Source organism: Gluconobacter cerinus (assembly GCF_025961355.1).
In the GTDB taxonomy this organism is placed as follows: Bacteria; Pseudomonadota; Alphaproteobacteria; order Acetobacterales; family Acetobacteraceae; genus Gluconobacter; species Gluconobacter cerinus.
The window spans coordinates 1-24284 of the sequence record NZ_JAOQNM010000004.1 but is presented as its reverse complement, the minus strand read 5'-3'; the positions used below and the strand labels follow the sequence as shown (position 1 = coordinate 24284).

Below are 24284 nucleotides of genomic sequence, written 5' to 3'. Positions count from 1 at the left end.
GAGACCGAAGATATTTCAGCCGCGCATATCCCGCGAGAATCAGGCTGATTCCAACGGCTCCGGACACCATGGCCACGCGGTAGGATAAGGCCGCAACTGTTGGCGTAGAAATTCGCTCTCTCCTAAAGGGTGTGTCCGCAATGGACACACCACTGATTCACATTCCTAAAGCACGGCGATAAATGTCCAGAAGGGTCTCCTGCTCCTCGACCTGGGCGGGCTCCATTTTCCGAAGTTTCAGGATCTGTTTGATGATCTTGACGTCGAAGCCAGCCGACTTGGCCTCGCTGAAGATGTCTTTGATGTCGCCAGCCAGTGCCTTTCGCTCTTCTTCCAGTCGCTCGACACGCTCGATAATGGATCTGAGACGATCGGCCGCAATTCCTCCGGTCTGAGCTGCTGTCTCGGCAGGTGCTACGTCCTGTTCCTCATGTGCCAACATACAATTCTCCTTTCACTCGCCCATTCTGCAGATCCCATCTGCGACTGACACCTCAATGGTAGATGCGGTCGGCCGAAAGATCTGACGCCAGGCCATAGAGGGTCCGGTCCAGAGCCAACGTACCGTCGAGGTGGCGCTCGATCATGGCTCGTAGCAGCCCACCGGCCGACCTGACCTTGCCCTTTCGCGCCTTGGCGGAAATGACGCACACCGCGACAGCCGCCTCATATCGGCCCATCACACTGCAAGCCTGACGCCAGGCATGAGACGAAATCCCCAGAGAGCCAGTGAGCATCTCCACGGCCTCGATCAGTTCGGCCTCATGGGGACGGCTGCCGGTGCAGAGATCGCGCAGATCCGGGACGAGCTGAAGGAGGAAGTTCGGGCCGGCCTTGAAGCCCCGAAGCGGCGAGGCCTTGGCAGGGGAGGCACTGTCAGACCCAACTACTCCTTCCTCTATGCCAACGCCGGCGCAGCCGGCTCCGCTTACAGTAACTTTAGTTATTGTATTTGGGTTTGTATCAGTATTATGGGGTCCATCAGTGCGCCCCATGGGGTCCATTTCCACAGGGTCAACGCCTGCGATCAGGGCCTCCAGACGCTCGACCAATCCCTCCATCTGCTCAACCAATGGCGACAGGATGTCCACATCGTGGTCATTGCCACGCAGCGCCAGGAGCTGATGCCCGTTCTGCTGGATGCTCATGACCTCTGCCTTATTCCCGACCGTCTCAAGGGCCGTGGCGGAAAGGGCCGTGATGCGGCGGCTCAGGATCATGGCGCGCTTGTGCAGGCGCTTTCCTTCGCGCTCCCGCTCTCTGAAGGCCTCAACGCGTTGGAGCATTTCGTCGTAGCGCCGAGACAGCGGCGACAGATCGAACCCGTATCCCTCAAGGATGGCCCCATTGCGGCCGTCACGTCTCAACCAGCGCTGTTGATTCGGACTATCGCGCATGATGATCCAGCCTAACTCGCTGAGGCCGCGTAACCAGCGTTTGACCGTGGACCTCTCGATGCCGAACCGCTCGCAGATGTCACGATTGCGCACGGCGCAGATTGTGAGGTTGTCGTCCTCCCAGTCCACCGGCTTCGTGCGGCTGATTAGAAAGCCAAGCAGATCGGACTGGCGCGGCTGAAGGCCAAGCGCACGAGGCTCTGTGTGCAACGCACTGAGGATCTGCGCCTTGCTGGCACCACTTCGCGGCAGGGCCTCACACTGCATCTCGGCCAGGATCATGGCCGGGGTAATGCGTCTCACCCCGGCCTGATGGGGGTCATGCGAAAGAGAATAGGTCATGGAAAACTTCTCAGGATTTCGGGATTTCCGAAGCCCTGCTCTCCAACCCTTCAAACAAGCCCCTCCCGTTTGCAAGAAACTCTTGCATTCGAAGCTGAAATGTAGGATTGAAAAATCAGCAGTGAAATTTTCAATCCAGTTCAATCGGTTTGGCGACCGATGGGACTACGTTCTAGGGCCTCGTGAAAGCGGGGCCTTAAACGTATCTGGGCTCTGGCTAACTCACTCAAACAATTCCTTCTTCAAGCCCAAATAGGCGATTTGCCTTTATGCTTCTCCTGTAGCGAGAAAGAAAGGCCCTTTTCAGAGTCTCTCGGCCGCTCAGAGATCGCCACAGGGATCTGCGACTTTCATCTGTAACATGAGTCTGTTCCACGCTCTCAAGGGAGTGATGAGAACAAAAGCGGCCTTCCGTAATTTTTTTTCACAATTCGTTAAGGAAACCTTTTTTCTTTGCGCAAGCCCGTGCTAGAGCGAAAGGGAAGAGAGAGCAGATAAAGTCCGTAAAGAGACTGTATCCAGAACTCTGGTGCGATCTGACCTCAGGTTCATCTAGTTGTTGTAAAGGTGTCGGATGGGTTCGGTTGTACGGCAAGAGAGTAATCAGTCAGGTTCTCTAGTTAATAGCTTCGATGCATTGTCTTTTTGCGCGAGAACACAATCTTGTGTTGATAGCGTTATTCATACTCTCGCTATACTATCCACAATGACCTTCACCTCTTCTGCCTTGATAAATGACTATGTTAGTCAAGTCGAAGAGTGCGAGCGCAATGTGGTTAAGCTCAAAAATTTGGATTGTCCGGACACCGTGTTCCTCGAACTCAGGAGCGAATGTCTGAAGAAATTCAGCTCATTTGAAGCGGACAGAGCTGGAGAGTTCTGCGTCGCTCACAAGGACTCCGTCTTTGATTTCGAAGCCTAATACGGCTTTTCGGTCTTAGTCGCAGATGATTGTGCCAGTTTTCGTGTTGTCAAAACGGAGACTGGTCAATGAAACTAAATTTTCTTCCTGTAATCACTTTTTTTGCTTTGGCTGCTTGCTCAGGAAACGTCTCGGCCGATCACGGCCATGGCCCAAAGCCGCCTCCGCTTAAACATGCTCGCTACGAGCCGGGCGCGGCCTACGGGTCGTCAAGAGCCGTCTGGGCACCGCCTGTCTATGACCGGCAGGGCCACATCGTAAAAATCGAAGATCCCCGCAATTCGGGAGGCCGTGAAGACTATGAGCACGCGGGCTGGGCCGTTGGTGGCCCCAACAATAACTCTACGCACCCACCTGGAACCTTCTAAAAGAAAAGCGGCCCGCCTGGGCCGCTTTTTGTTTCAGGGCCGTCGAGGGAAAAGGGTGTCGGCCTCTCTGATATAGGACAACATTCCGGCCTTTCGCCGCTGGCGAAACTGCCAGTTCATCCAGCCATTCTGCAGAACATAAAGCCCCAGAGCGAACCAGAACGGCATCATTTCGATCGCTGTCACGAGAGTCTGGCTGTGCCATGAACCGCTGAGGCCTACGATGATCCAAGCTGCGAGCAGAAAAGCCCCGATGAGGGCGGCGGCCCAGGCGCGCTGATACGTCTTGGCCTGCTGGTTCTGGAGATAGATCTCTACTGCGGCCGGACTGACATCATACACTTTTGCCGTCGCAACCAGGTCGATGCGACCCGACTCATCCACCTGAAATCCGTCCTCCGCCTTAGGCTTTCTCCGGACGATGCCCCAGAGCGTCCGAAGCAGACTGTAGCCATCCCGAATACTCGTGGCCCCGACTGCGACGGATGGAGAGCCAACAACAAACCGGGCGGCCCGGCCTGTTTTAGCCAAGACTCCCTTCTTTTCGCTCGCCCCGCTCACTGGCTGACGTCCGCAAGGAACTTGTTCAGATCGGGCGGCATGCCATCGAGACGTCCCAGAGATCCGTCATGGTGCTTCCAAAAGAAGGTCGGAGTGCCTGTTAGCGATACCGCCTTCGCGGCGGCCATGTTCGCGTCAAGTCGTGACTGTGCTTCGGCAGAAGGCTGATCCAGAGCAGTCGAAAGGCCTCCAGACGTCCAGGCCTGAACCATACTGGCATCCTCAGGCAGCGAGGCCATGGCCTTTGCGTAACGGGTACTTGCGCCGCCATCCTCATAATCCAGGAGCGAAAGCGGCACGACCCTTAGACGCAGCTTGCCGCTATCAACGGCGGGCTGAAGGAGCTGCATGGCCCGGATCGAGAACGTGCAGCGCGGATCAATGAACATGACCACTTCCGGCGCGCCCTTCTGGCCGATCACACCAGCATAGATCTGCTCGGACAACGAACCGGCCGAGGCCTTTCCGCCTCCCGGGACGTCGATCCGAACCGTGGGAACGGCCCCTGGAATGTAGCGGATCTGCTGTCTTGTGATGTTTTTGCCTGCGGTGTCCCACACCGTGCCGGCGATCGCGGCCTGACCGTCTGGCGTCGCATAAACTACTTGGAAGCGGTCGCCGTTGCGCACAAACATGCCCCTGGTGCCATGCCAGACCTCCAGATCTGTCGCCCGTTTGCCCATCAGCTCGTGAAGGCGGTCATAGGGAACGGGAATGAGCGTCCCGCCAATAATGAAGCTGTGATTTTCAGGCGTGAAGAATACCAGAAGCTGGTTATCGCCATGAGCAACACCTGTCTGTAGTCCGTGCTGCGGCTCTGCCTGTTGATTTTCACTGAGAACTGACCCTGGGAGCGGGGAAATTTTCATTCAGAATTGACCCATGCCTGACACTGCTCCCGACGCATGAGCGCGGGAGGCGAAGGAGTGATCAGCATGGACTTGTTGAGTGTAATCCGCCGTTGGCACTATCGGGATCGTCTGCCGATCCGTGAGATTGAGCGCCGGACGCACCTGTCGCGGAATACGATCCGCAAATATCTTCGATCCGAAACGCTTGAGCCGGTTTTTGCGAGCACTGTCCGGATGAGCAAGCTGGACCCGTTTGCACAAAAGCTGACGAACTGGCTGATGCTTGAGGCTTCGAAGTCGCGCAAACATAAACGCACAGGGCGCCGCTTTCATGCGGATCTTGTAGCGCTTGGCTATACGGGGTCGTATGGCCGGGTTGCCGCCTTCATAAGAGAGTGGAAAGCCGAGCAGCAGAAGGTGAAACAGACGACGGGGCGTGGCGTGTTCGTGCCCCTGAGCTTTCAGCCAGGCGAAGCCTTCCAGTTCGACTGGGGTGAGGACTGGGCGGTTATTGGGGGACGGCGGATCAAACTGCAGGTTGCCCACACCAAGCTTTGCTATAGCCGTGCCTTCATTTTGCGGGCCTATCCACTCCAGACGCATGAAATGCTGTTCGATGCCCTGACAGAGGCTTTCCGCGTTCTGGGAGGCGTTCCCCGCAGAGGTATTTTCGACAACATGAAAACAGCGGTGGATTGTATCGGGCAGGGCAAAGCCCGTCAGGTCAATCTGCGTTTTTCTGCCTTGGTCAGCCATTACCTCTTCGAGGCGGAATTCTGTAATCCGGCCGCAGGCTGGGAGAAAGGACAGATCGAGAAGACCGTTCAGGACGCGCGGCGGCAGATCTGGCAGGACATGCCGAATTTTCCAGACCTGACAGCTTTGAATGCCTGGCTTGAGACGCGTTGCCTGGAGCAGTGGATCAGCCTGCGTCATGTCGAACTGCCTGGCAATGTCGCCGCGGCGCATGCGGCGGAGATGCCTCACCTGATGGTGCCGGGACGAGCATTTGACGGGTTTGTCGAGCACACCAAGCGTGTATCGCCGACCTGCCTCATTCAGTTCGAGAGCAATCGTTACAGCGTGCCAGCGTCCTTTGCCAATCGGCCTGTCAGTCTGCGCGTCTATCCTGAGCGGCTGGTTGTTGCAGCCGAAGGCAAAGTGCTTTGCGAGCACTCCCGGATCGTGACGCGCTTCCATGGGCTGCCTGGACGAACGGTCTATGACTGGCGGCATTACCTGGCTGTACTCCAGCGCAAACCGGGTGCCTTGCGCAATGGCGCACCTTTCACGGACCTGCCCGAAGCGTTTCGCATTCTCCAAACCCATCTGCTTCGCCGTCCCGGTGGTGACCGGGAAATGGTCGAGATCCTTGCTCTGGTTCTCCATCATGACGAGCAGGCCGTGCTTTGTGCTGTCGAACTCGCAATCGGGGATGGCGTGGCGACAAAGACCCATATCCTCAACACACTGCACCGTCTGACCGACGCCAAGAAAACGGATGGTCCAAGGATCGATGCGCCACAGGCGCTGAAGCTCGAACACGAACCCCGGGCCGACACAGGGCGGTATGATACTCTGCGTGGAGCGACCCGCCATGCGTCATGATCCTGCTATCGGTGCTCTCGTCGTTATGCTGAGGGGCTTGCGCCTGTACGGCATGGCGCAAGCCACAGAAGAGCTGGGCCAGCAGGGAGCACCAGCATTCGAGGCGGCCGTTCCTGTCCTCGCGCAGCTCCTCAAGGCCGAACTGGCCGAGCGCGAGGTGCGCTCCATTGCCTATCAGATCAGGGCGGCGAAGTTTCCGGCCTACAAGGATCTGGCAGGCTTCGACTTCTCGGCTGCCGAGATCAATGAAGCCACAGTTCGTCAGCTCCATGCAGGAGACTTCGTGGATCGCGCTGAAAACGTCGTGCTCATCGGTGGACCCGGGACGGGTAAAACGCACGTCGCTATTGCCCTGGCCGTACAGGCAATCGAATATCACCGTAGAAAAATCAGGTTCTGGTCTACCGTCGATCTCGTCAACGCCCTGGAGCAGGAAAAGGCCGCCAATCGGGCCGGACAGATTGCCGAACGCCTCCTGCGTCTCGACCTGCTGATCCTTGATGAGCTGGGATATCTGCCATTCAGCGCATCAGGTGGCGCACTTCTGTTCCACCTGCTCAGCCGTCTCTACGAACGTACCAGTGTTATCATCACCACCAATTTGAGCTTCGGTGAATGGGGCGAGGTCTTCGGCGACGCCAAGATGACAACCGCCCTTCTCGATCGCCTCACCCATCACTGTCATATCCTCGAAACAGGCAATGACAGCTACCGCTTCCGCGCCAGTACAGCCGCCCCAAAGGCCAGAAAGGACAAAAAAACCTTATCCGCTTGACCTCTCCATAAAACACAGGAGAGATAACCACAGGCCGGGTCAATTCCTGATGAAAACCCAGGGTCAGTTCTCAGTGAAAATCAACAGCCGAACTGCTGCTCGTACTGCACGAGGCGTTCAAAGCGGGCAGGATCGAGCCAGCGGATCGTTGCAAACTGCCGCGCATCGCCAAAAATACAGGTGGCACAGGACAGCCTGGAGAAGCCGATGCGGTATGGCAGCGCCGGCATCACGTTCCAGCGCTTCAAACTGTCCCAGACCTGCGTCTCGCTCCACTGGTGAACCGGCCGCCAGTGATCGACGTGCCGGCGACGGCGGGTGCCATGTCGCGTGTCCGTGCGGTGCGGCTCAAAGGCCGCATAGCGGGCACGGTTGGGGCTTTCTTCGGCCCGCTCGCCCGTTACGAACAGCGTGCGCCGGTTCAGAAAGCGCTCCTGCCCCCGCAAGGAGCGATCGGCGACGTCAATCTTGGTGACACCGGAGCACCAGCGTGTCGTCAGACTGGCGGAGACCTGGGGGAAGCGCAGGCGCGTCCCGATCGGCCCCTCCCCTCCCACGCGGATCAGGCCGTCTGGGCTTTCGAAAAGGACAGGCGCCGTTGGGGCAGCGTTGCGCAGCATCTCCCGCTCGAAGCCGCCCTCTCGCCAGGAGCGATAGAGCGGCAGCCCGAAATCCTGCGCCAGCGCGCTCACATAGGGCGAGGTGGAGGGCCAGTCCATGAAGGATGGCCCCTGCCCGTCCACCTCGTGGTGCCACAGTTCCAGGCGGTCCTTCGGAGCCCCGGCTTCAAGGAGGTCAAGGAGGCAGGCGGTGCCGTCTTTCCCGCCCGACACGGCCACGATGATGCTGTCATAGGAGGTCAGATCCGGCGTCATGGCACAAACCTGCTGACAGGAGCACCTGTCCGGACAGAGCGGCACATCAGGGCGGTGGGGACAGGAGCGGCCCGGAGCATGAGTGGCTTTACATGCCGGTTGTCCCAGCTCAGGCCTTCGCAGCGTGAGAGGAGTCCAAGCTGGGTGGCCGCCTCATCCCGGCACGCACACACCCGCTCATTGCCGCCCGCACTGCGACGGCAGGGCTCATGGGCTGGCGCGTTGCAGCCCGTGCAGGCGATTGTCAGCGCCGGATCGCCACCTTCCCAGTGCTCGTTGCACTTGCGGCAGGACACAGGCTCCTGGGTGTCGGTCCAGCGCATGGGCGGCCGACCGCGTGGAGTTGGGACATAAGGAAGGTAATGACGGCGCATGATGCTCGATCCATTTCTGGTTTTTGAACATCGTCGCGTCCGGCTGGGGGCTGTTCAGACTGCAACAGTGCCGCGTAGCGGCAGGATCAACGCGGCCCGCAGTCACGCGCAGGCGGCGCAGCCGGCGAGCATGGCGAGGACACGCGTTGACCCACCTGTTGCGGGCTGGGCAGCTCCCAGCCAGCCCTTCCCTTTTTTTTATCGGGTTTTTCTTTTTACCCGGTTTTTCTTTTTATCTGGTTTTTGTTCTTACCGGGTTCTTGCTCTTATCCGGTTTTTTGCCTTGATCCCGCTTCAGAAGCCGCCAGTGGAAGGGTGAGTTGGAACACTCCTGTTGAAGTCCTGGGAAGATATTACCCGGTTATTTTTATTACCGGATATATTTTTTTATCTGGTTTTAATATTTATCCGGTTTACTAAAACAGGAGGCGGCACTACGAACGTAGGTCAGCACGGCTTCTTTGAGCGGAGAACACAATGCCTGTCATCGCTATCGCGTCCCCCAAAGGAGGCGCTGGAAAATCGACTACTGCTGTCATCTTGGGAACCCAGCTCGCACACTATGGAGCAGAGGTAACTCTGTTAGACTGCGACCCGAACGAAGCGCTGACTTTATGGGCTGACCGCGCGCCGAAGCCGCCTAGAATCAGCCTGATAACGAAGGTCTCTGAAAGCGACATCATAAAGACGATCAAAAGGCACGATGCTGATGGGAAAATCGTCATTGTTGATTTGGAAGGCGTCGCATCGAGATTGGTTTCGCGCGCGATTTCTCAAGCAGATTTGGTCTTGACGCCCATGCGAGGAACCACGTTGGACGCGACAATCGGAGCGAGAGCCCTTGCTCTAGTAGCAGAGGAAGAAGAGTCTTTAGGGCGCAAAATTCCTCACTCAGTTGTTTTCACAATGACGCGGGCAATTCGCTCCAAACAGCATTCAGGCATTGAAGCTTCACTCAGGGAATCAGGCGTGGACGTGATAACGCCCCCTCTAATGGAGCGTGCTGCGTTTTCCGCTCTTTTCGAGTTTGGTGGAGATCTTCACTCGATCCCACCACAAGGTAACATGGTGGCAGCGATCGAAAACGCCGATGGCTTTGCACAAGCTGTGTACCGACGCCTTACAGGAGCAGCAGAATGACAGAGAAAAAGCCTTTTGCGATTGATGTTGGAAAGCTCAGGTCGCGAGAAAAAGTCGCATCTGCCTCCGCTGTTGAGCGAGTTGATCGTGTCGCTGCGGATCATGGTTTCATAGCCAGAGAACCTGCGAAACGTAGAGGACGCCTACCCAGCCCACGAACAGGACAACTGCACGCTAAGGTATTTCCCAACGTCTCCGACGAAATCGCTAAGGAGGCAACCAGGCGAGGCGTTACCCAAGGCGTTGTCATAGAAGAAGCTTGGAAGCTGTATAAAGAAAATAATCCGGTTTGATAGTTTATCGGGTTTTATAATAAACCCGGTAATTATATTTACCGGGTAACTTCAAAAAAACTTGCAATCGCGTCAGGTTTGTTCTCTTTATGTTCTCGTTAAGGAGAACAAAGATGACAACGGACGCCGTGGCGCGACTGCGCGAGCAGGTCCGACGCCTGGAGCGTCGAAGCCTTCCTCATTCCCATGCTGACACCCTGCCTACCGGGCATTCTGCCGTCGATGACCATCTCGGCGGTGGCCTCGAAACGGGTAGCCTGCATGACTTTCTGATCTCCGATCCTCTGGAGACGGGGGGCAGTCTCGCCATGCTGCTGCCCATCCTGAAAGAGGGCAGGGGGCCGGTCTTCTGGATCAGCGACACATCTGCCGAACTGAACGCCTGCGGGCTGCATCAGTCCGGTGTTTCACTGGAACATCTGGTCTGCATTGAAACGGACCCGGCTAACCTGCTGTCGGTCGCCGAGGACATCTTGCGCGGGCCAGAACGCGCACTGGCCGTGATCGCAGGACGTCACGTCCCAACGCTCAAGGAAATCCGCCGCCTCAATCTGGCTGTGGAGGCGAGCGGGAACACAGGCTTTTTCCTGCGCTCTGCGCCTCTCGCACAAGCTCCTGGAAAAGACCCCTGTGCGTGCGCCACGCGGTGGCGGGTCCTCTCCCATCCTTCATCGCCTCAAACGCTTCCGGGACTGACCATGCCGCGTCCCGGTTCCCGACGCCTTTCTGCCACGCTGCTGCGGGTGAGGGGAGGCCGCCCTGCTCACTGGATCCTCGACTGCACCGATCATGCGCCGCTTTCTCGCTCTCTGGATGCCCTTCTGGCGCACCGAGCGCCTCCAGCTCTCCCGCCCGGGAGACTTTCCGACCGACAGGCCGCTCGTTGTGCACGCGCTGGCACATAACCGTCACACCGTCACCGGTGTCAGTCCGGCTGCGCTCGCTGTCGGACTGGCACCCGGAATGCCGCTGGCACAGGCCCGCTCCCTGGTGCCGGATCTTTTGACCGCAGAAGAGGACGCCGACGCACAGAGGGTCGCGCTGACCGATCTGTGCTGCTGGCTGATCTGGCTGTCGCCGCTGCCCGCGTTCGATGCTCCGGACGGTCTCTACAGCGATACCACCGGATGCGCCCATCTATACGGCGGCGAGGCGGCGATGCTTGATCTCGTCAGGGAACGCCTGCAGGCGAGGGGGCATTCCTGCTCTGTGGCGCTGAGCGATACGGCCGCTGCCTCACGCGCCCTGGCCCGCTCGGCGATCGACCGGATCTGTCTCGTGCCTCCCGGTCAGCAGAAACAGGCGCTGCACCCTTTGCCCTGTTCAGCGCTTCCGTTACCCGAGAAGACGCTCTCCAGCCTCACCCGACTTGGACTGAACACCATTGGCGCCCTTGCAGACCTCCCTCGCGCGCCTCTGGCCAAGCGATTTGGGGCGCAGCTTCTCACCTGTCTCGATGGGGCTCTTGGACGGCAGGCCAGCCCGCTCAGCGTGTTTCAACCTGCGGACCGGATTTCCCTGACCCGGTCTTTGGTCGAGCCCATCAGCACACCGGACGCCATTGCCACGGTGATTGCCGCACTCGTGCCGGTTGTCTGCGAAAAGCTGACGGCGCGAGGGGAGGGGGCGCGGCAGCTCGACTTTCTCTGCGTGCGCGTGGACGGATCCATTCAGGCCGTCCGCGTGGGGACGTCCGACCCAACGGCTGACGTGCCGCGTCTGACGCGCCTGCTGCGAGACCAGATCCCTCAGATCGCGCCCGAGTTCGGAATTGAAACCGTTATCCTGACAGTTAGCGCAAACGAACCGCTCGAAGCCGGGCCTGAGCGGTCTGTCCTTCCGGACGGAGCAGGATCCTCTGAAACGGGCCTCCCGGCCACTCTGATCGACCGGCTGCTAAACCGCCCGGGCGTTATTTCGGTTCACCAGCTTGCGCCCCGGTTTACCGCCTGGCCAGAGGACGGACAGTCTCGCGTTTCTCCGGGCGACATGGCAAAATCGCCTTTCGCGAGCCAGATGCTCTGGGCGCGGCCGAACAGTCTGTTCGATCTGCCCGTCCGGGTGCAGGTGACTGCCCTGCTTCCGGACGGTGCGCCCCGCCAGTTCATCCTCAAACGCCAGACGCATCGTATTACAGCGGCCGATGGCCCGGAACGTCTGATTGGCGAGTGGTGGCAGACCGCCGAAAACTATGGCGCGATCCGCGACTACTGGCAGGTCGAGACTACGACCGGCCTGCGCCTGTGGCTGTTTCGCAAAGGGGATGGCTCCCACGACTGGTCCGGTTCGGGCGACTGGTTTCTTCAGGGGGTCTTCTGATGGACCCCCGCGATGACCTGATCCCGGCCAGCACTTCGGACGTGGCCGAAGTCCTGATGCACGCGTTGTGCTATGACGGACGCAGGCGGACGCATGACGCCGCCGAACTGATGGCGCGTCTCGTAGCCGAGCGTCTGGTCGCTTATCTCGAACGCTCCGGCTTCGTGGTCATGCGCGCGCCCACCAGCAACGCGCCTGACAGCAGCCGACACCCGCATCCGCACAGGCGCTAGGCCGTGAGCGTGCCTTACGTCGAGTTGGAGGTGACGTCCTCGTTTTCATTCCTGCGCTCGGGCAGCCAGCCGGATGAGCTGATGTTCCAGGCAAAGGCTTTCGGCTATGACACGATCGGTCTGACCGACTGGAACACTGTGGCCGGGGTCATTCGCGCCCATCTGGCGGCGCGGGAGGCCGGTCTTCGTCTCCTGCCCGGATGCCGTCTGGCATTGCGCGATGGCAGTGCGCTCCTGGCTTATCCCCGCAACCGTGCGGGCTGGGCAGGTCTCTGCCAGCTTCTGACGCTTGGTCATCATCGGGGCGAGCGGGACGTGTTTCTTCTGGGATGGGAAGATCTCATCGCAGCAGCACCGGACCTCATCCTGATCCTGTTGCCACCCGAAAATCTGGCTGCGCTTGCCGGGCACGTTCAAAGCCTGCTGGATCTGCCCGGACAAAGGGCGGGCGAAGAAGAGACCCGGTTTATCGCGCTGACAATGCTCCGGGAGCCCGGGGATGTGGCGCGCCTTCATACGATTACCGCTTTCTGCGAAGTCCGGGGACTGGCCTGCGTTGTGACGGGAGATGTTCTTTACCACGATGCGCGCCGGCACGTTCTTCAGGACGTGGTCACGGCGATCCGGGAAGGCTGCACCGTCGATGCTCTCGGCAACCGCCGTCACGTTCACGCCGATCGCCATCTGAAGGCCCCGGAAGAACAGGCACGACTGTTCGCCGCCTTTCCGGATGCTCTGGTCAACACGCGGAGAATTGCCGAGGCCTGTACCTTCAGTCTGGATGACCTCACCTATCAGTATCCGACCGAAACCGAGAAATCGGGCGAAAGCGCGCAGGACACACTGACACGCCTGGTCGAGGCCGCACTGCCGCGTCGCTATCCGGCCGGGGCGCCCCCTGAGGTCGAGGCGCAGATCGCCCACGAGCTGGCGTTGATCGGTTCTCTGTCCTACGCGCCGTATTTCCTGACCGTGAATACGATCGTGCGTCATGCCCGCTCACTTGGAATTGTCTGTCAGGGGCGCGGATCCGCCGCGAACTCGGCGGTCTGCTATGTTTTGGGCATCACGAGTATTGATCCGGTTCGCTCGGGCCTGCTGTTCGAGCGGTTCATCTCAGCCGAACGGCAGGAACCGCCCGACATCGACGTCGATTTCGAGAGTGACCGCCGAGAAGAAGTTATCCAGTGGATCTACCGGCATTATGGTCGTCATCGCGCGGCCCTGTGCGCCACCGTGCAGCGCTATCAGCCCAAGGGCGCATTGCGCGAAGTCGGCAAGGTGCTTGGGCTGCCAGAGGATCTGACCGGCCAGCTTTCCAAACACATCGCCTCCTCTCTCGCAGATCCCGATCTGTGCAAGGCGCGCGCGGCTGATCTTGGCCTGAACCTGAAAGACCGCCGCCTCAGCCTGACATTACACCTCGCGCGCCAGCTTCTCGGCTTTCCGCGCCAGCTTGGGACGCATCCGGGCGGATTTGTGCTGACCGAGGATCGCCTGGACGAACTCGTGCCTCTGATGCCGACCGCCATGAACGGACGGCAGATTATCGTCTGGGACAAAGATGACATCGACGTCCTGCGCTTCATGAAGGTGGACGTTTTGGGCTTGGGGATGCTGGGCTGTCTGCGTCGCGGGTTCGAATTGCTGCACACCGTGTATCAGACCCGCATGGATCTCGCGTCGATCCCGGCCGAGGATCCGCAGACCTATCGCATGATCCAGAAAGCCGACACGCTCGGGACATTCCAGATCGAAAGCCGGGCGCAGATGTCCATGCTCCCGCGCATGAAGCCCCGGACCTTTTACGACCTGGTGATTCAGGTGGCGATCGTGCGGCCGGGTCCGATCCAGGGCGATATGGTCCATCCCTATCTCCGCAGAAGAGAGAAGCTGGAGCCTGTCACCTATCCGTCCGAGACCCTGCGCGGCATTCTCGGGAAAACACTGGGCGTTCCCCTCTTTCAGGAACAGGCCATGCAGGTCGCGATCCACTGCGCGGGCTTTACGCCAGGCGAGGCGGATCAGCTCCGCCGCGCGATGGCGACGTTCAAAATGACAGGTGGCGTGTCGCCGTTCCGGGACAAGCTGGTCAACGGGATGCTGGCCAACGGGTATGAGCAGGACTTTGCCGAACAGACCTTCGCACAGCTCGAAGGGTTTGGCAGCTACGGCTTCCCGGAAAGCCACGCCGCGTCGTTTGCCCTGATCGCCTATGCGTCGGCCTGGATGAAATGCCACTACCCGGATGTGTTCTGTGCCGCCCTGCTGAACAGCCAGCCGATGGGATTTTATGCGCCGTCCCAGATTGTTCAGGACGCACAACGCCATGGCGTCGAGGTCCGGCCGATCTGTATCAATGCCTCCCGATGGGATTGCACACTGGAGCGCGGCCGGAACGGACGGCACGCGGCCGTCCGCCTGGGGTTCAGAACGGTGCGCGGGTTGGCGAACGGACACGGTGCCGCCCTGATCGCGTCTCGGATGCCAGATTATGAGAGTATTGATGACGTCTGGCGGCGTGCGGATGTGCCGGTCTCGGCCCTGGAATGTCTGGCAGAAGCAGATGCCTTCCGGGTGTTCGGACAGATGCGCCGTGCTGCACTCTGGTCGATCAAGGGGTTAGCGGACACGGCCCTGCCGTTGTTTGAAGCGGCGGATCGGGGTCGGAACTTTCCGCTTCCGGAAGTAATCGAGCCGGAGATTGCCCTACCGCAGATGTCAGAGCGGGCGTCGGTGCATGAGGATTACCGGGCGACAGGACTTAGTCTGAACGGGCATCCCGTCGCGTTTCTCCGAGAGGACTTACGAAAAGAGGGGATCGTTCGTTGTGGGGATCTCCCTTACCTGCGGGATGGGCGCCGGATCCAGCTTACAGGTCTTGTGCTGATGCGGCAGCGGCCAGGGACGGCCAACGGCACCATGTTCGTCACGATCGAAGACGAAACGGGCACGGCCAATCTGATTGTCTGGAAGGATGTGCAGGAGAAGCACCGGCTTCCTCTTCTCGCGTCCCGTCTTCTGGCCTGTAAGGGGCGGCTTCAGAAGGAAGGCGATGTGATCCATGTTGTTGTGCTCAGTCTGGAAGACCGCACGCCGTTGCTTCAGGGATCGGAGCTGCTGAAGGCTCGGGACTTTCGATAAGAGGGTAATCGGTTTGACCGATCTTATTTGAATAATAGAGAGAAACTTGTTGGTGTTGAACCTGGAGGGATCGAAAAACCCCTTGGCTCTGACCTGTTCTCTATGATTCCATTTCCCTTGCGTTGATTGGAGTATGGATCATGAAGCAGCCGGGTTTCTTTGATGTTGAAGAGCGGCTTGCTCGGCTGAGCGGACTTGGTGACCAGCTTGAAGCGTTTTCCCGGACTGTGGATTTCGAGGCGTTCCGCCCTGATCTGGAGAAGGCACTGGCTTATTCAGACGGAAGCAAAGGCGGCCGTCCCCCGTTTGATCCTGTGCTGATGTTCAAAATTCTGGTGATCCAGACGCTGAACAATCTGTCCGACGAGCGGACGGAATACCTGATCAATGATCGCCTGTCCTTCATGCGTTTCCTTGGTCTGGGACTGTCGAACCGTGTGCCGGACGCCAAAACAATCTGGCTGTTCCGCGAGCGCCTGACGCAGGCTGGTGCGATTGAAAGGCTGTTTGATCGTTTTGATACCACCCTGCGCAACGCCGGATATCTGCCCATGTCAGGCCAGATCTTGGACGCGACATTGGTGGCAGCTCCAAAGCAGCGCAATACAAACGCTGAGAAGGCAGATCTCCGGGCAGGACGGATCCCCGAAGGCTGGGAAGATAAGTCGGCAAAACTGTCCCACAAGGACAGGCATGCGCGCTGGACGCTGAAGTTCACGAAAGCAAAACGGCAGGAAGATGGAACCATGCCGTCCATGGACCTCGCCATCCCGTTCTTTGGCTACAAATCGCACATCTCCATCGATCGGAAGTTTCGACTGATCCGGAAATGGAAGACGACGGATGCCGCTGCCAGTGATGGTGCCAGGCTGCGCGAGGGCCTGCTGGATAAAGCCAATACCGCCTCAAGCGTCTGGGCCGATACCGCGTATCGCTCGAAAGCCAACGAAGACTTCATGGAAAAGCAGGGCTTTGTCTCAAAGGTCCACAGGAAAAAGCCGCATCTCAAGCCCATGCCCCGCCACATCCAGCGGTCCAACGCAGGGAAGTCGGTGATCCGGTCGCGTGTCGAGCATGTCTTTGCCGATCAGAAATCGCAGACGGGTCTGTTCGTCCGAACCGTGGGTATCACCCGGGCCACCATGAGGATCGGCCTGGCCAATATCGTCTACAACATGCGGCGCTTTCTGTTTTTGGAGAGGTTGAACGCGAGCGCGTAGCTATTCAGCGGGTGCCAACCCTCGATCTGCTCAAAACGCAGATCAAAAGCTACCCCAAAAACCGTCAATCACATCGCCAAAAGCCTGAAATCAGAACCAAGGCACATCAACCAACGGTTCTGCGATCCCTCCATCTGTTAGATCACGAGCCATCCCAAATAGGTCAGAAACGCCCCCCAGTTTTTCTTGATCGTGTTCGCTGTCGCTGTTCACGCCTGCTTTTCCTTCGGTTTTATCATTGTCTGTGTTCATCGCGACAATCCTTACCGCTATACCGGAGCATATAGGGGGGAGAGGTTCGGGCACGCTGTGACGTTAGTAATGGAGCCTTCACCCATTATACTTCTCCATACATATCGTAACTCTTCGCGAGTGCCGTGAGTGCTAATGGATCCTGATAGAAATCTCGAAAAGCGTCACGCACCGTACTGAAATCTTCAGCTTTCAAAGATACTCGAACCCGACCAAGTGCCAGGAAGCGATCTCGCGTTGGATAAATTTCACTAACAGTAATACACTTGCTCTCGAAAACCGCTTCTTTGCTCAGGAACGCTGCTGCAAATATATCAATTTCTTCAATATTATTTGCACAGAAAGACGCAGAGTTACGATCCCCGGGAAGAGAAACGATGAAGCCTGCCTGGAGACTCGACCACTGCGTTACATGAAGAATATTGCCGGTTCCGTAGAAGCCTTGAAAATTAGGCGCGTATTTTTGAGAAGCATCTACCTCCTCTAATGGGGATTGATTCTGATGAAAGTACGAACGTGTGGCAATACGGAATATCTGTCTGAAGTATGGACTTAACACTGAGGTAATCGCAAGCGGGTCTGTACCTGCTAGATCGTCACGGAGCATTACTTCAATATTGCGAAGAGCAAATTCCGCTGCCGATGTAGATGTATATTTGGAAACATCCTCCAGGAGATGAATTAAGCGCTCCTCAAGCGTTTTATAGCCCATCAGGCCGCCAAGATTTCCGAGGAAATAATGGTCATCACGAACTGCGGAATTGTCGGATTTCAGAAGTCCGTATGCGGCCTGCGTCATTTCAAGAATAGCTCTGATCGTCACCGGTTTTACGCTTGGCCCCTGAAAGCCTTTGATTGCCATCGACGCTCTCATCACGAGGAAGTACCAATCCACCCTCCTCAAGATCCCCGAAGCATCATATCTCTTTCGGATGCCTATAAGCGCGCTCTGGTGATCTCTGTCGAGCTCAACAAAGTCATCTATGAAAGTGTTCGTAGGGAGGGCGGCGAGCGCAATATTCATTGCGTCGTTCATGTTTTTTGGCTCCACGGACAAGGTTCGTAAAAATCTTTCCAAAGATGCAGCCGCACGCTCCGTAAAGCGGAAGGTCGATGTGGCATTCGCACGAATCTTCATTTGCTATGGCTTTCACACTCAGATCCGTCATCCGCAACGGAGCATTAGTATAGATATATTACACACATTGTCTTCTGTGAAACACTTTTTGGTTTGTCATACACAAATTTTACCTGTGTCGAAAAACATCTGTTTTCCGACACCGATGTTCCCATCTTTGGAGACAAAAACATCTGCCGAACACCAGAAACGGTCTTGTGAGACTATTCGAAAAGAATACTCAGGCTGCCAGATCTGGAAGATACTTATAGTGACCAGCGCTGCGCGGATGAACGTCACTTACCTTCAAGCAAGCCTTTATCCTTGATGAGACGCTTGAGAGTGTGGATGACCTGAGCCCCGGTGATCAGGCGGGTACATTCGAACTGCCGATCCGTCCCTTTATGCCGTGGGCACCAGAAGAAATCCTGATGATCAAACTGGTGCTGCGGGTCATTCCAGCAGGAATTGCAGGTATGCCAGTTAATGATGCGATACGGCGTGGCAAATTCGTTGTCTGGATGGGTAAAGCCTGAAATCATCACAACCGGAGTGCCTGCGGCATGAGCCAGCCATGCCAGACCGCTGGAGAGGCCAATAAAGAAGCTGGCATGTTTCAGCCAACGTGCCCGTTCCGACAGAGGCCGGTTGCCCGTTTCGTCCTCGGCGCCATGAGGAATGTAATTGTACACATACCCCGTTCCATGAAACGTCTTCTGATCAATGCAGATCACGCGATACCCTGAAGCTTTCAGAAACGCGATGACCTCCTGCCAGCCTGCCGGGTTGTTCCAGTATTTGCACTGCGTACTGGCCTGCGTGGCAATGACAACATACGGCCCCTCAATGGGAGGCGTACCGCCATCCTGGATCGTGATGGGTGGCGGAGTGTCATCCCAGGGATTAACCCCCAGAATATAGGCCGCCGTCCGATGCAGGCCGACATGGCGGAAATCCGTCGGCTGATGCGTGAACTCGGGGTCCGTAAAGAACAGACCGATATTATAGCTGGCGTAGAATGCGGTCGTGAAATCCTTGTTCGCCTTGGCTTCATCATGGCCCACAAGCGTAATGTCCGGATTGGCCTCCTTGACGAGTGGCAGGATGACATCCGCTACAGAACACGTCACCTTGGCACCACTTTCCCGTGCGAGCCGCAAAACCGCAGGTAGCCATGCGATCGTGTCTCCCAGTGTTCCAACGGGAAGCTGAACAAGAACGGGCTTCCCTTCCAGGGATAACTCATGGTGCAGCACATCTTCACGGGTGCCATCCGGCTTTTCCATCCAGGCATCAATCAGGAACGGAACAAAGAACTTCTTGGTCGAAGCCACCATGCCACCCTTGAGGCGGGCATCGAACAGAATATTTCCGGTAGCATAGTCCGACAACCTGACGTGCCACTGACCAATCTCAGAGGCAATTTCAGGCACCATGACCCGCGCACCGTCATTGAAGTCGAACCGCACGCCCTGACCGGCCTCGACAACCGGAACAGGAGAAATGGCAAGATAGGGAGATTTCGTCTCTGTCTCGACGGCAGAGAGGACGTCTTGTGAAAGAGAGGGAGCCGAGGCTGGCGCCTCTGCAGACGACACGGACACAGACGTCAGATCAGGCGCAGACATGCAGAGCTTTCAGATGAGGCAGCAAAACATCAGAAATGGATTTGTTCTCAGCCATCAAGAAGAAATCACAATGAGTTTGCGAGCCCGACTGCGAGAGGATTACTGTAATTTCTGAATCCACAGAGTGCCTTCACCTGCCGATCAGATCTGTCAGTATATCTGCAACTCTCTTGGTCTTATTCAGAGCAGTGTATAATGCGGAAAGAGGGATATCTCACCGGAATAAGACACAACACACGCAGGCAGTGGCTCGCGAAGCAGAATAGAGAACTGCTGGAGAGACGATGATCTCCCCAGCAGTGTTTAAAGCCTGTTATCCGACCTGACGCAGTTCAGTCTGAGTAACAGGAGCTTCCATCAGATAGGGGCCACTGGCCACGATCTGAACAGAGAGCACACTCGGATTTCTGCCGACCGTAGAACCGTCCTGCAGGTGCAGAGCCGCATTTCCATCTGTCCAACGGTATCTGGAGGATTCCAGCCCGTGCCATCCGGCCAGGTGAGGCAGGGAAAGATGCGCAGTCAGGTTGACTGTCTTGCGAGATGCAAAGAGCGATACGTCCCCAACCAGAACGCCGAGATCACGGCGATCATCCACAAACGGTCCGATTGTATCACTCGGACGGCTGGTCCGGGAAACGAGGCTCACACTTTCCACATTCGCAGGGATCATGAACATGACCCGATCGTTCGCCTGCCGGAGCGGACGAATGATCTCGCCAAAGTTCGTGATCAGGTGCAGGTCCGGGTCTGTGGTCAGTTCCGGCTGCGGCGCAGCACTGGTGGCGCGTGCCGCAATGGCTGCATGGATCGGCTCAACGAAAGCCCGGGACGTCTCAAGCGGTAGTGTTGTTGAACCGCCCATTTTTCTGGAGCCTCCGAAGAGGGTCGTTACGGTGTGGTTGTCGAACTGGTCACGGTTGCCCGTATCGAGATAGCTCTCGGTCAGTGCATTTTCAGCCCAGACCGCTTCATGGCTGTCCAGTTCAACGTGGTAGTAGGTGTAGCTGTTGATCGTGCGATCAATCAGGATTGAGGCGCCATTGACCAGCATACGGGCCGGAACCAGCTTGCCCTCGAAGACCATGCAATGTTCCTGCGTAACCAGCAGATCACGGGACGGAACGCCATTGGCGAGAGCGCCCTCGCGGATGCGAACGAGCCAGTTGTCTTCAGGGACGGGCTGGCTGGAGACGGTGATGGAGCGGTGGCCCAGCCATTTGACGGGCATGGCGCCTTTGGGTGTCATGACCAGTGTACCAGGCACGAGAGTTTCGACCGTTGCTTCGCCATCCGGCGTCATCAGCGAGGTGCCTTCTGCAAAGCACGTCGTGTAGATCAGGCCGCCATTGCTGTCGGAGGACAGGGTGTAACCGTAGCTGCTGGCGCCCGGCACGTTGAGTGAGTATGTGCCACCGGTCGTATAGAATGTGATGCCGGTGCTGGTTGTGGTGACACTGGTCACGCTGGCTTGTGGGATAGACGCCAGTTCGATCGTGTCCGTCGGAGACCAGCCAGAAATGGTATTCGTTGGCATTGTCGTGCCGCTGATAATAAGGCTCGCGCCATCACCCGCCAGATTCACAATGCCGCTTCCGGCTGTTCCATTCATGACTGCAGTACCGCCAGAAGAAACAGTGAGGCGGCTACCAATGACACCGCCACTTTCGATGTTGATACTTCCTCCGGACAACACAGTTGTACTTGCAACGGTTCCGCCACTCAACACATCGAGTAGAGCTGTAGAGCTTACTGTGGTATTTGGCAGGGATGCGCCACTTGAAACAACTGCATGAACGTTGTTATTGAGGTTCCAAGTCTGGGTGCCAGCATAACCGCTTTCGAAGTATAATGTACCCCCATTAGACGTAAAGGTTGTATTTGTTGTTGCGAGAGCGTTATTCAAATACATCTGGCCACCATCCAGTATAACACCAGAGGTTTTTCCGCCATCGACGACAAGAGTACCACCAGACAAAACGTGGCCGCCGTTTAACACCGCACCCGAATTAACGATGTAAGTTCCGCCAGAAGAGACCCAAAAAGAAGAAGACGTATTGGTAAATGTCACGCCGCTCTCGAGCGTGATTGTTCCCCCGCTGCCTCCAGACGTAAATCCGATCGAAGCTCCCCCGGAAGTCTTGACGACATCGACAGATCCACCGTTGACTGACATATCTTTGGCGAGGCCGTTATTGATAACGGCACTTCCACCCGTTTCAATCACCGTGCTGGATGCAGTTCCGCCTAGAACATTGAGGATACCACCGCTTCCGATCGTCTGGTTAATGACCGTACCGCCGCTCTGTGTAATGGTATTCCCGTCTGTTACTGCAGAAGTATTGGATCCGTTGAGCGTGCCACTGGAGATCGTAATAAGGCCATCTGACCCTTGGAACTGATAACCTGAAATCGTATTGCCATTCAGGTTAAGGGTACCGCCACTGACGATGATATCAGACGAGTAAGTGCTTCCGTAAAAATTGGCGACACCGCCGCTGGCAACGATCTGGTTCGTTGCGGACGCATAATAGGAGATATTTTCAACGACCCCGGAGCCGATTGTCCCTCCTGATACAGTTGCAGACTGCGTTGCACTGATTGTGCCACTCAGGATTGCCGCATTATCGAGGATAATCTTAGCATTCGTGCCCGAAGCATATGCGCTGTTGACGATAGCCCCTGCCTGCGCACTCAGAACACCGCCGACGCCATTGGCGCTTGTGACAAGGCCGCCTGATGAGACGACGATTGTGCCACCATTGCGAAGATATGGATTGACTGCGGTACCACCTGACTCAACGTAGCGGACACCACCGCTACTAATCGCAGTCTGGTATGACGATCCACCAGCCTCGATATAGTCTACACCGGTGCCAGACAGGACACCGCCTGACACTACTCCCCCTGATTGTACATAGCGCGTACCATAATTGGTTTGACCCGCAGCAGTGCCGCCGTTCTGGACGTATTCAACGTCTCCCGCATTAACTTGGCTACTAGCAGTTTGTCCGGAAGTAACAGATGTCGTCGCCATTTGATCAAGCTCCAGCTTTTCGGGGGAGTTAATAACAAATCAACATTACCCTCCTATGGCCTGTAGACAGCAACAGTAGGAAATAAAAGGAGATTGTTTTTGGGAACTTTTTAACCAAATGGAAACTAGTATCATTTCCGTGAAGAAAAATGCTTGTTTTCAAAACGTTATAAAAAATATCACACTCAAAAAAATAAATTCTGGGATTATTTTTTTGGAGTCCTGCAAAAAGAATTACGGCCAGAACTGGATAATCGGAACTCCAATCTAGAAATAATGAGGACTCCAATACAATTGTTACAATATATCGTTAGGATGGCCGCTAATTTGATTGGATTTATAAACCTTTATAACTCGTCATGATGGTGATTTTATTTTCGGACATTCGAGAACGATTCTTTTTGCACCCGGTTTCTGATAACGATCGAAATTTGATATTCTTCTTGAGCCCGTATTTAAATTTTTCTGAATATTTCTCAGGTTTTTCCAATTAGACTTCGAGAAATCCGCAGAACGTTTTCTGACTTGTCTGCGGGTTTATTCATCAGAGATTAATGATAGTGTTTAATACCCCATGCATGATACAGAGGCTTCGCGTTGAACGACGTGAGAAGCCGCTTTTTCAGGATGCCGGAGTAATCCGGCCAGAAGCTGCTTGGAGGGTTCGAAAAACCTCTTGGTTTTGAGGCTTTCTCTATGATTCCATCTCTTCTGCGTTGAGTGGGAGAGATGGAAGATGAAGCAGTCCGGTTTCTTTGATGTTGAAGAGCGCCTTGCTCGGCTGAGTGGGCTGGGTGATCAACTCGAAGCGTTTTCCCGGACTGTGAATTTTGAAGCATTTCGTCCTGACCTGAATAAGGCTCTGGTCTATGCAGACGGCAGCAAAGGCGGTCGTCCGCCATTTGATCCGGTGCTGATGTTCAAAATCCTGGTGATCCAGACGCTGAACAATCTGTCTGATGAACGGACAGAGTATCTGATCAACGACCGCCTGTCGTTCATGCGCTTTCTGGGACTGGGGCTGTCGGACCGGGTTCCGGATGCCAAAACGGTCTGGCTGTTCCGTGAGCGTCTGACCCAGGCGGGAGCCATTGAAAGGCTGTTTGATCTTTTTGATGCCACTCTGCGCAACGCCGGTTATCTGCCGATGTCAGGCCAGATCCTGGACGCGACACTGGTGGCCGCGCCAAAGCAGCGCAATACAAATGCTGAGAAAGCGGATCTCAGAGCAGGACGTATTCCCGAAGACTGGCAGGACAAGCCCGCAAAGCTGTCCCATAAAGATCGCCATGCACGCTGGACGCTGAAGTTTACCAAAGCAAAGCGTCAGGATGACGGAACGCTCCCCACAACGGATCTCGCCATCCCGTTCTTTGGCTACAAATCCCATATTTCAATCGATCGGAAGTTCCGGTTCATCCGAAAATGGAAAACAACGCATGCCGCAGCCAGTGATGGCGCGCGATTGAGAGAGGGGCTGCTGGATAAAACCAATACGGCCTCAACCGTCTGGGCAGATACAGCTTATCGCTCAAAAGCCAATGAAGACTTCATGGAGAAGCAGGGCTTCGTTTCAAAGGTCCATCGCAAAAAGCCGCATCTCAAACCCATGCCCCGGCATATCCAGAAATCGAATGCTGGAAAATCAGTGATCCGATCCCGCGTTGAGCACGTCTTTGCCGATCAGAAGTCACAGACAGGACTATTCATCCGGACCGTCGGCATCACCCGGGCCACAATGAGGATCGGACTGGCCAATATCGTCTACAATATGCGCCGTTTCCTCTTTCTGGAACGGCTCAACGCCGCAGCATAGCAATCCAGAGCT

General features: G+C 56.5%; 21 protein-coding genes. 10 read left to right on the top strand and 11 right to left on the bottom strand.

Features of this window, described 5'->3' with window-relative positions; translation table 11 throughout:
• Nucleotides 1-157: 157 nt before the first annotated feature.
• A complete protein-coding gene (locus M2305_RS15715) occupies nt 158-442 on the bottom strand; it encodes a DUF2312 domain-containing protein (RefSeq protein WP_015074983.1) in 285 nt (94 codons plus the stop codon).
• 52 nt (nt 443-494) lie between these two features.
• The gene (repC, locus tag M2305_RS15710; RefSeq protein WP_264650006.1) at nt 495-1739 is read right to left on the bottom strand and encodes a plasmid replication protein RepC; all 1245 of its coding nucleotides are present in this window, start codon (nt 1737-1739) and stop codon (nt 495-497) included.
• Nucleotides 1740-2729: 990 nt separating this feature from the next.
• Between repC and M2305_RS15705 the strand changes: the two genes are divergently transcribed.
• Nucleotides 2730-3029 carry a hypothetical protein gene (locus M2305_RS15705; RefSeq protein ID WP_264650005.1) on the top strand — a complete coding sequence of 100 codons (300 nt, stop codon included), beginning with the start codon at nt 2730-2732 and terminating at the stop codon, nt 3027-3029.
• A 33-nt stretch (nt 3030-3062) separates the two neighbouring features.
• Here the strand turns inward: M2305_RS15705 and M2305_RS15700 are convergent, their stop codons facing one another.
• Both M2305_RS15700 and M2305_RS15695 read right to left on the bottom strand, forming a co-directional pair.
• The gene (locus M2305_RS15700; RefSeq protein ID WP_264650004.1) at nt 3063-3560 is read right to left on the bottom strand and encodes a hypothetical protein; all 498 of its coding nucleotides are present in this window, start codon (nt 3558-3560) and stop codon (nt 3063-3065) included.
• Between the two features lie 26 nt (nt 3561-3586).
• Complete coding sequence (locus M2305_RS15695) at nt 3587-4459, bottom strand: thiol:disulfide interchange protein (protein ID WP_264650003.1); 873 nt, start codon at nt 4457-4459, stop codon at nt 3587-3589.
• A 66-nt stretch (nt 4460-4525) separates the two neighbouring features.
• Between M2305_RS15695 and istA the strand changes: the two genes are divergently transcribed.
• Entirely contained in the window at nt 4526-6049 is a 1524-nt protein-coding gene (gene istA / locus M2305_RS15690) for an IS21 family transposase (RefSeq protein WP_264648228.1), read from the top strand.
• The gene (istB, locus tag M2305_RS15685) at nt 6039-6824 is read left to right on the top strand and encodes an IS21-like element helper ATPase IstB (RefSeq protein WP_211564224.1); all 786 of its coding nucleotides are present in this window, start codon (nt 6039-6041) and stop codon (nt 6822-6824) included. Before istA ends, istB begins: the two co-directional genes overlap by 11 nt.
• Nucleotides 6825-6904: 80 nt before the next feature.
• On the opposite strand, the gene M2305_RS15680 is transcribed toward istB, so the two are convergent.
• Both M2305_RS15680 and M2305_RS15675 read right to left on the bottom strand, forming a co-directional pair.
• Nucleotides 6905-7699: a phosphoadenosine phosphosulfate reductase domain-containing protein gene (locus M2305_RS15680; RefSeq protein WP_264650002.1), complete on the bottom strand. Its 795-nt coding sequence runs from the start codon at nt 7697-7699 to the stop codon at nt 6905-6907.
• A complete protein-coding gene (locus tag M2305_RS15675) occupies nt 7696-8073 on the bottom strand; it encodes a hypothetical protein (protein WP_041240861.1) in 378 nt (125 codons plus the stop codon). The genes M2305_RS15680 and M2305_RS15675 overlap by 4 nt, the downstream gene beginning before the upstream one ends.
• 477 nt (nt 8074-8550) lie before the next feature.
• Here M2305_RS15675 and M2305_RS15670 point away from each other — a divergent pair, with 477 nt between their 5' ends.
• From M2305_RS15670 to M2305_RS15655, 4 genes are all read left to right on the top strand, one after another.
• The gene (locus M2305_RS15670) at nt 8551-9213 is read left to right on the top strand and encodes a ParA family protein (protein WP_061507245.1); all 663 of its coding nucleotides are present in this window, start codon (nt 8551-8553) and stop codon (nt 9211-9213) included.
• The gene (locus M2305_RS15665) at nt 9210-9506 is read left to right on the top strand and encodes a hypothetical protein (protein WP_061490698.1); all 297 of its coding nucleotides are present in this window, start codon (nt 9210-9212) and stop codon (nt 9504-9506) included. Before M2305_RS15670 ends, M2305_RS15665 begins: the two co-directional genes overlap by 4 nt.
• Nucleotides 9507-9619: 113 nt before the next feature.
• On the top strand, nt 9620-10411 hold the full coding sequence (locus M2305_RS15660) for an ImuA family protein (RefSeq protein ID WP_264650001.1): 792 nt from the start codon (nt 9620-9622) through the stop codon (nt 10409-10411).
• Nucleotides 10296-11825 carry a Y-family DNA polymerase gene (locus M2305_RS15655; protein ID WP_264650000.1) on the top strand — a complete coding sequence of 510 codons (1530 nt, stop codon included), beginning with the start codon at nt 10296-10298 and terminating at the stop codon, nt 11823-11825. Before M2305_RS15660 ends, M2305_RS15655 begins: the two co-directional genes overlap by 116 nt.
• Here the strand turns inward: M2305_RS15655 and M2305_RS15650 are convergent.
• Nucleotides 11810-12037: a hypothetical protein gene (locus M2305_RS15650; RefSeq protein WP_264649999.1), complete on the bottom strand. Its 228-nt coding sequence runs from the start codon at nt 12035-12037 to the stop codon at nt 11810-11812. The two genes, M2305_RS15655 and M2305_RS15650, sit on opposite strands and share 16 nt — an antisense overlap.
• A 24-nt stretch (nt 12038-12061) precedes the next feature.
• Here M2305_RS15650 and M2305_RS15645 point away from each other — a divergent pair, with 24 nt between their 5' ends.
• Together M2305_RS15645 and M2305_RS15640 are read left to right on the top strand one after the other, a co-directional pair.
• A complete protein-coding gene (locus tag M2305_RS15645; protein WP_264649998.1) occupies nt 12062-15202 on the top strand; it encodes an error-prone DNA polymerase in 3141 nt (1046 codons plus the stop codon).
• A gap of 137 nt (nt 15203-15339) precedes the next feature.
• A complete protein-coding gene (locus M2305_RS15640) occupies nt 15340-16422 on the top strand; it encodes an IS5 family transposase (RefSeq protein ID WP_264650015.1) in 1083 nt (360 codons plus the stop codon).
• A gap of 90 nt (nt 16423-16512) precedes the next feature.
• On the opposite strand, the gene M2305_RS15635 is transcribed toward M2305_RS15640, so the two are convergent.
• From M2305_RS15635 to M2305_RS15620, 4 genes are all read right to left on the bottom strand, one after another.
• A complete protein-coding gene (locus M2305_RS15635) occupies nt 16513-16674 on the bottom strand; it encodes a hypothetical protein (RefSeq protein ID WP_264649997.1) in 162 nt (53 codons plus the stop codon).
• An 85-nt stretch (nt 16675-16759) separates the two neighbouring features.
• Nucleotides 16760-17812, bottom strand: a complete 1053-nt coding sequence (locus tag M2305_RS15630) for a hypothetical protein (protein ID WP_264649996.1) — start codon at nt 17810-17812, stop codon at nt 16760-16762.
• Between the two features lie 275 nt (nt 17813-18087).
• Nucleotides 18088-19419 (bottom strand): autotransporter strand-loop-strand O-heptosyltransferase, encoded by a 1332-nt coding sequence (locus M2305_RS15625; protein WP_264649995.1) that lies wholly within the window; start codon nt 19417-19419, stop codon nt 18088-18090.
• A 313-nt stretch (nt 19420-19732) separates the two neighbouring features.
• Nucleotides 19733-22456, bottom strand: a complete 2724-nt coding sequence (locus M2305_RS15620; RefSeq protein WP_264649994.1) for a Hint domain-containing protein — start codon at nt 22454-22456, stop codon at nt 19733-19735.
• 736 nt (nt 22457-23192) lie between these two features.
• On the opposite strand from M2305_RS15620, the gene M2305_RS15615 reads away from it, so the two are divergent.
• Nucleotides 23193-24272, top strand: a complete 1080-nt coding sequence (locus M2305_RS15615) for an IS5 family transposase (protein WP_264649993.1) — start codon at nt 23193-23195, stop codon at nt 24270-24272.
• The last annotated feature ends 12 nt before the right edge of the window (nt 24273-24284 follow it).

Excerpts from the sequence above, each read along its gene's own strand:
- M2305_RS15715 (WP_015074983.1), bottom strand. The coding sequence starts at position 442 with ATGTTGGCACATGAGGAACAGGACGTAGCACCTGCCGAGACAGCAGCT.
- repC (WP_264650006.1), bottom strand. The coding sequence starts at position 1,739 with ATGACCTATTCTCTTTCGCATGACCCCCATCAGGCCGGGGTGAGACGC.
- M2305_RS15705 (WP_264650005.1), top strand. The coding sequence starts at position 2,730 with ATGAAACTAAATTTTCTTCCTGTAATCACTTTTTTTGCTTTGGCTGCT.
- M2305_RS15695 (WP_264650003.1), bottom strand. The coding sequence starts at position 4,459 with ATGAAAATTTCCCCGCTCCCAGGGTCAGTTCTCAGTGAAAATCAACAG.
- istA (WP_264648228.1), top strand. The coding sequence starts at position 4,526 with ATGGACTTGTTGAGTGTAATCCGCCGTTGGCACTATCGGGATCGTCTG.
- istB (WP_211564224.1), top strand. The coding sequence starts at position 6,039 with ATGCGTCATGATCCTGCTATCGGTGCTCTCGTCGTTATGCTGAGGGGC.
- M2305_RS15680 (WP_264650002.1), bottom strand. The coding sequence starts at position 7,699 with ATGACGCCGGATCTGACCTCCTATGACAGCATCATCGTGGCCGTGTCG.
- M2305_RS15675 (WP_041240861.1), bottom strand. The coding sequence starts at position 8,073 with ATGCGCCGTCATTACCTTCCTTATGTCCCAACTCCACGCGGTCGGCCG.
- M2305_RS15670 (WP_061507245.1), top strand. The coding sequence starts at position 8,551 with ATGCCTGTCATCGCTATCGCGTCCCCCAAAGGAGGCGCTGGAAAATCG.
- M2305_RS15665 (WP_061490698.1), top strand. The coding sequence starts at position 9,210 with ATGACAGAGAAAAAGCCTTTTGCGATTGATGTTGGAAAGCTCAGGTCG.
- M2305_RS15660 (WP_264650001.1), top strand. The coding sequence starts at position 9,620 with ATGACAACGGACGCCGTGGCGCGACTGCGCGAGCAGGTCCGACGCCTG.
- M2305_RS15655 (WP_264650000.1), top strand. The coding sequence starts at position 10,296 with ATGCGCCGCTTTCTCGCTCTCTGGATGCCCTTCTGGCGCACCGAGCGC.
- M2305_RS15635 (WP_264649997.1), bottom strand. The coding sequence starts at position 16,674 with ATGAACACAGACAATGATAAAACCGAAGGAAAAGCAGGCGTGAACAGC.
- M2305_RS15630 (WP_264649996.1), bottom strand. The coding sequence starts at position 17,812 with ATGAAGATTCGTGCGAATGCCACATCGACCTTCCGCTTTACGGAGCGT.
- M2305_RS15625 (WP_264649995.1), bottom strand. The coding sequence starts at position 19,419 with ATGTCTGCGCCTGATCTGACGTCTGTGTCCGTGTCGTCTGCAGAGGCG.
- M2305_RS15620 (WP_264649994.1), bottom strand. The coding sequence starts at position 22,456 with ATGGCGACGACATCTGTTACTTCCGGACAAACTGCTAGTAGCCAAGTT.
- M2305_RS15615 (WP_264649993.1), top strand. The coding sequence starts at position 23,193 with ATGAAGCAGTCCGGTTTCTTTGATGTTGAAGAGCGCCTTGCTCGGCTG.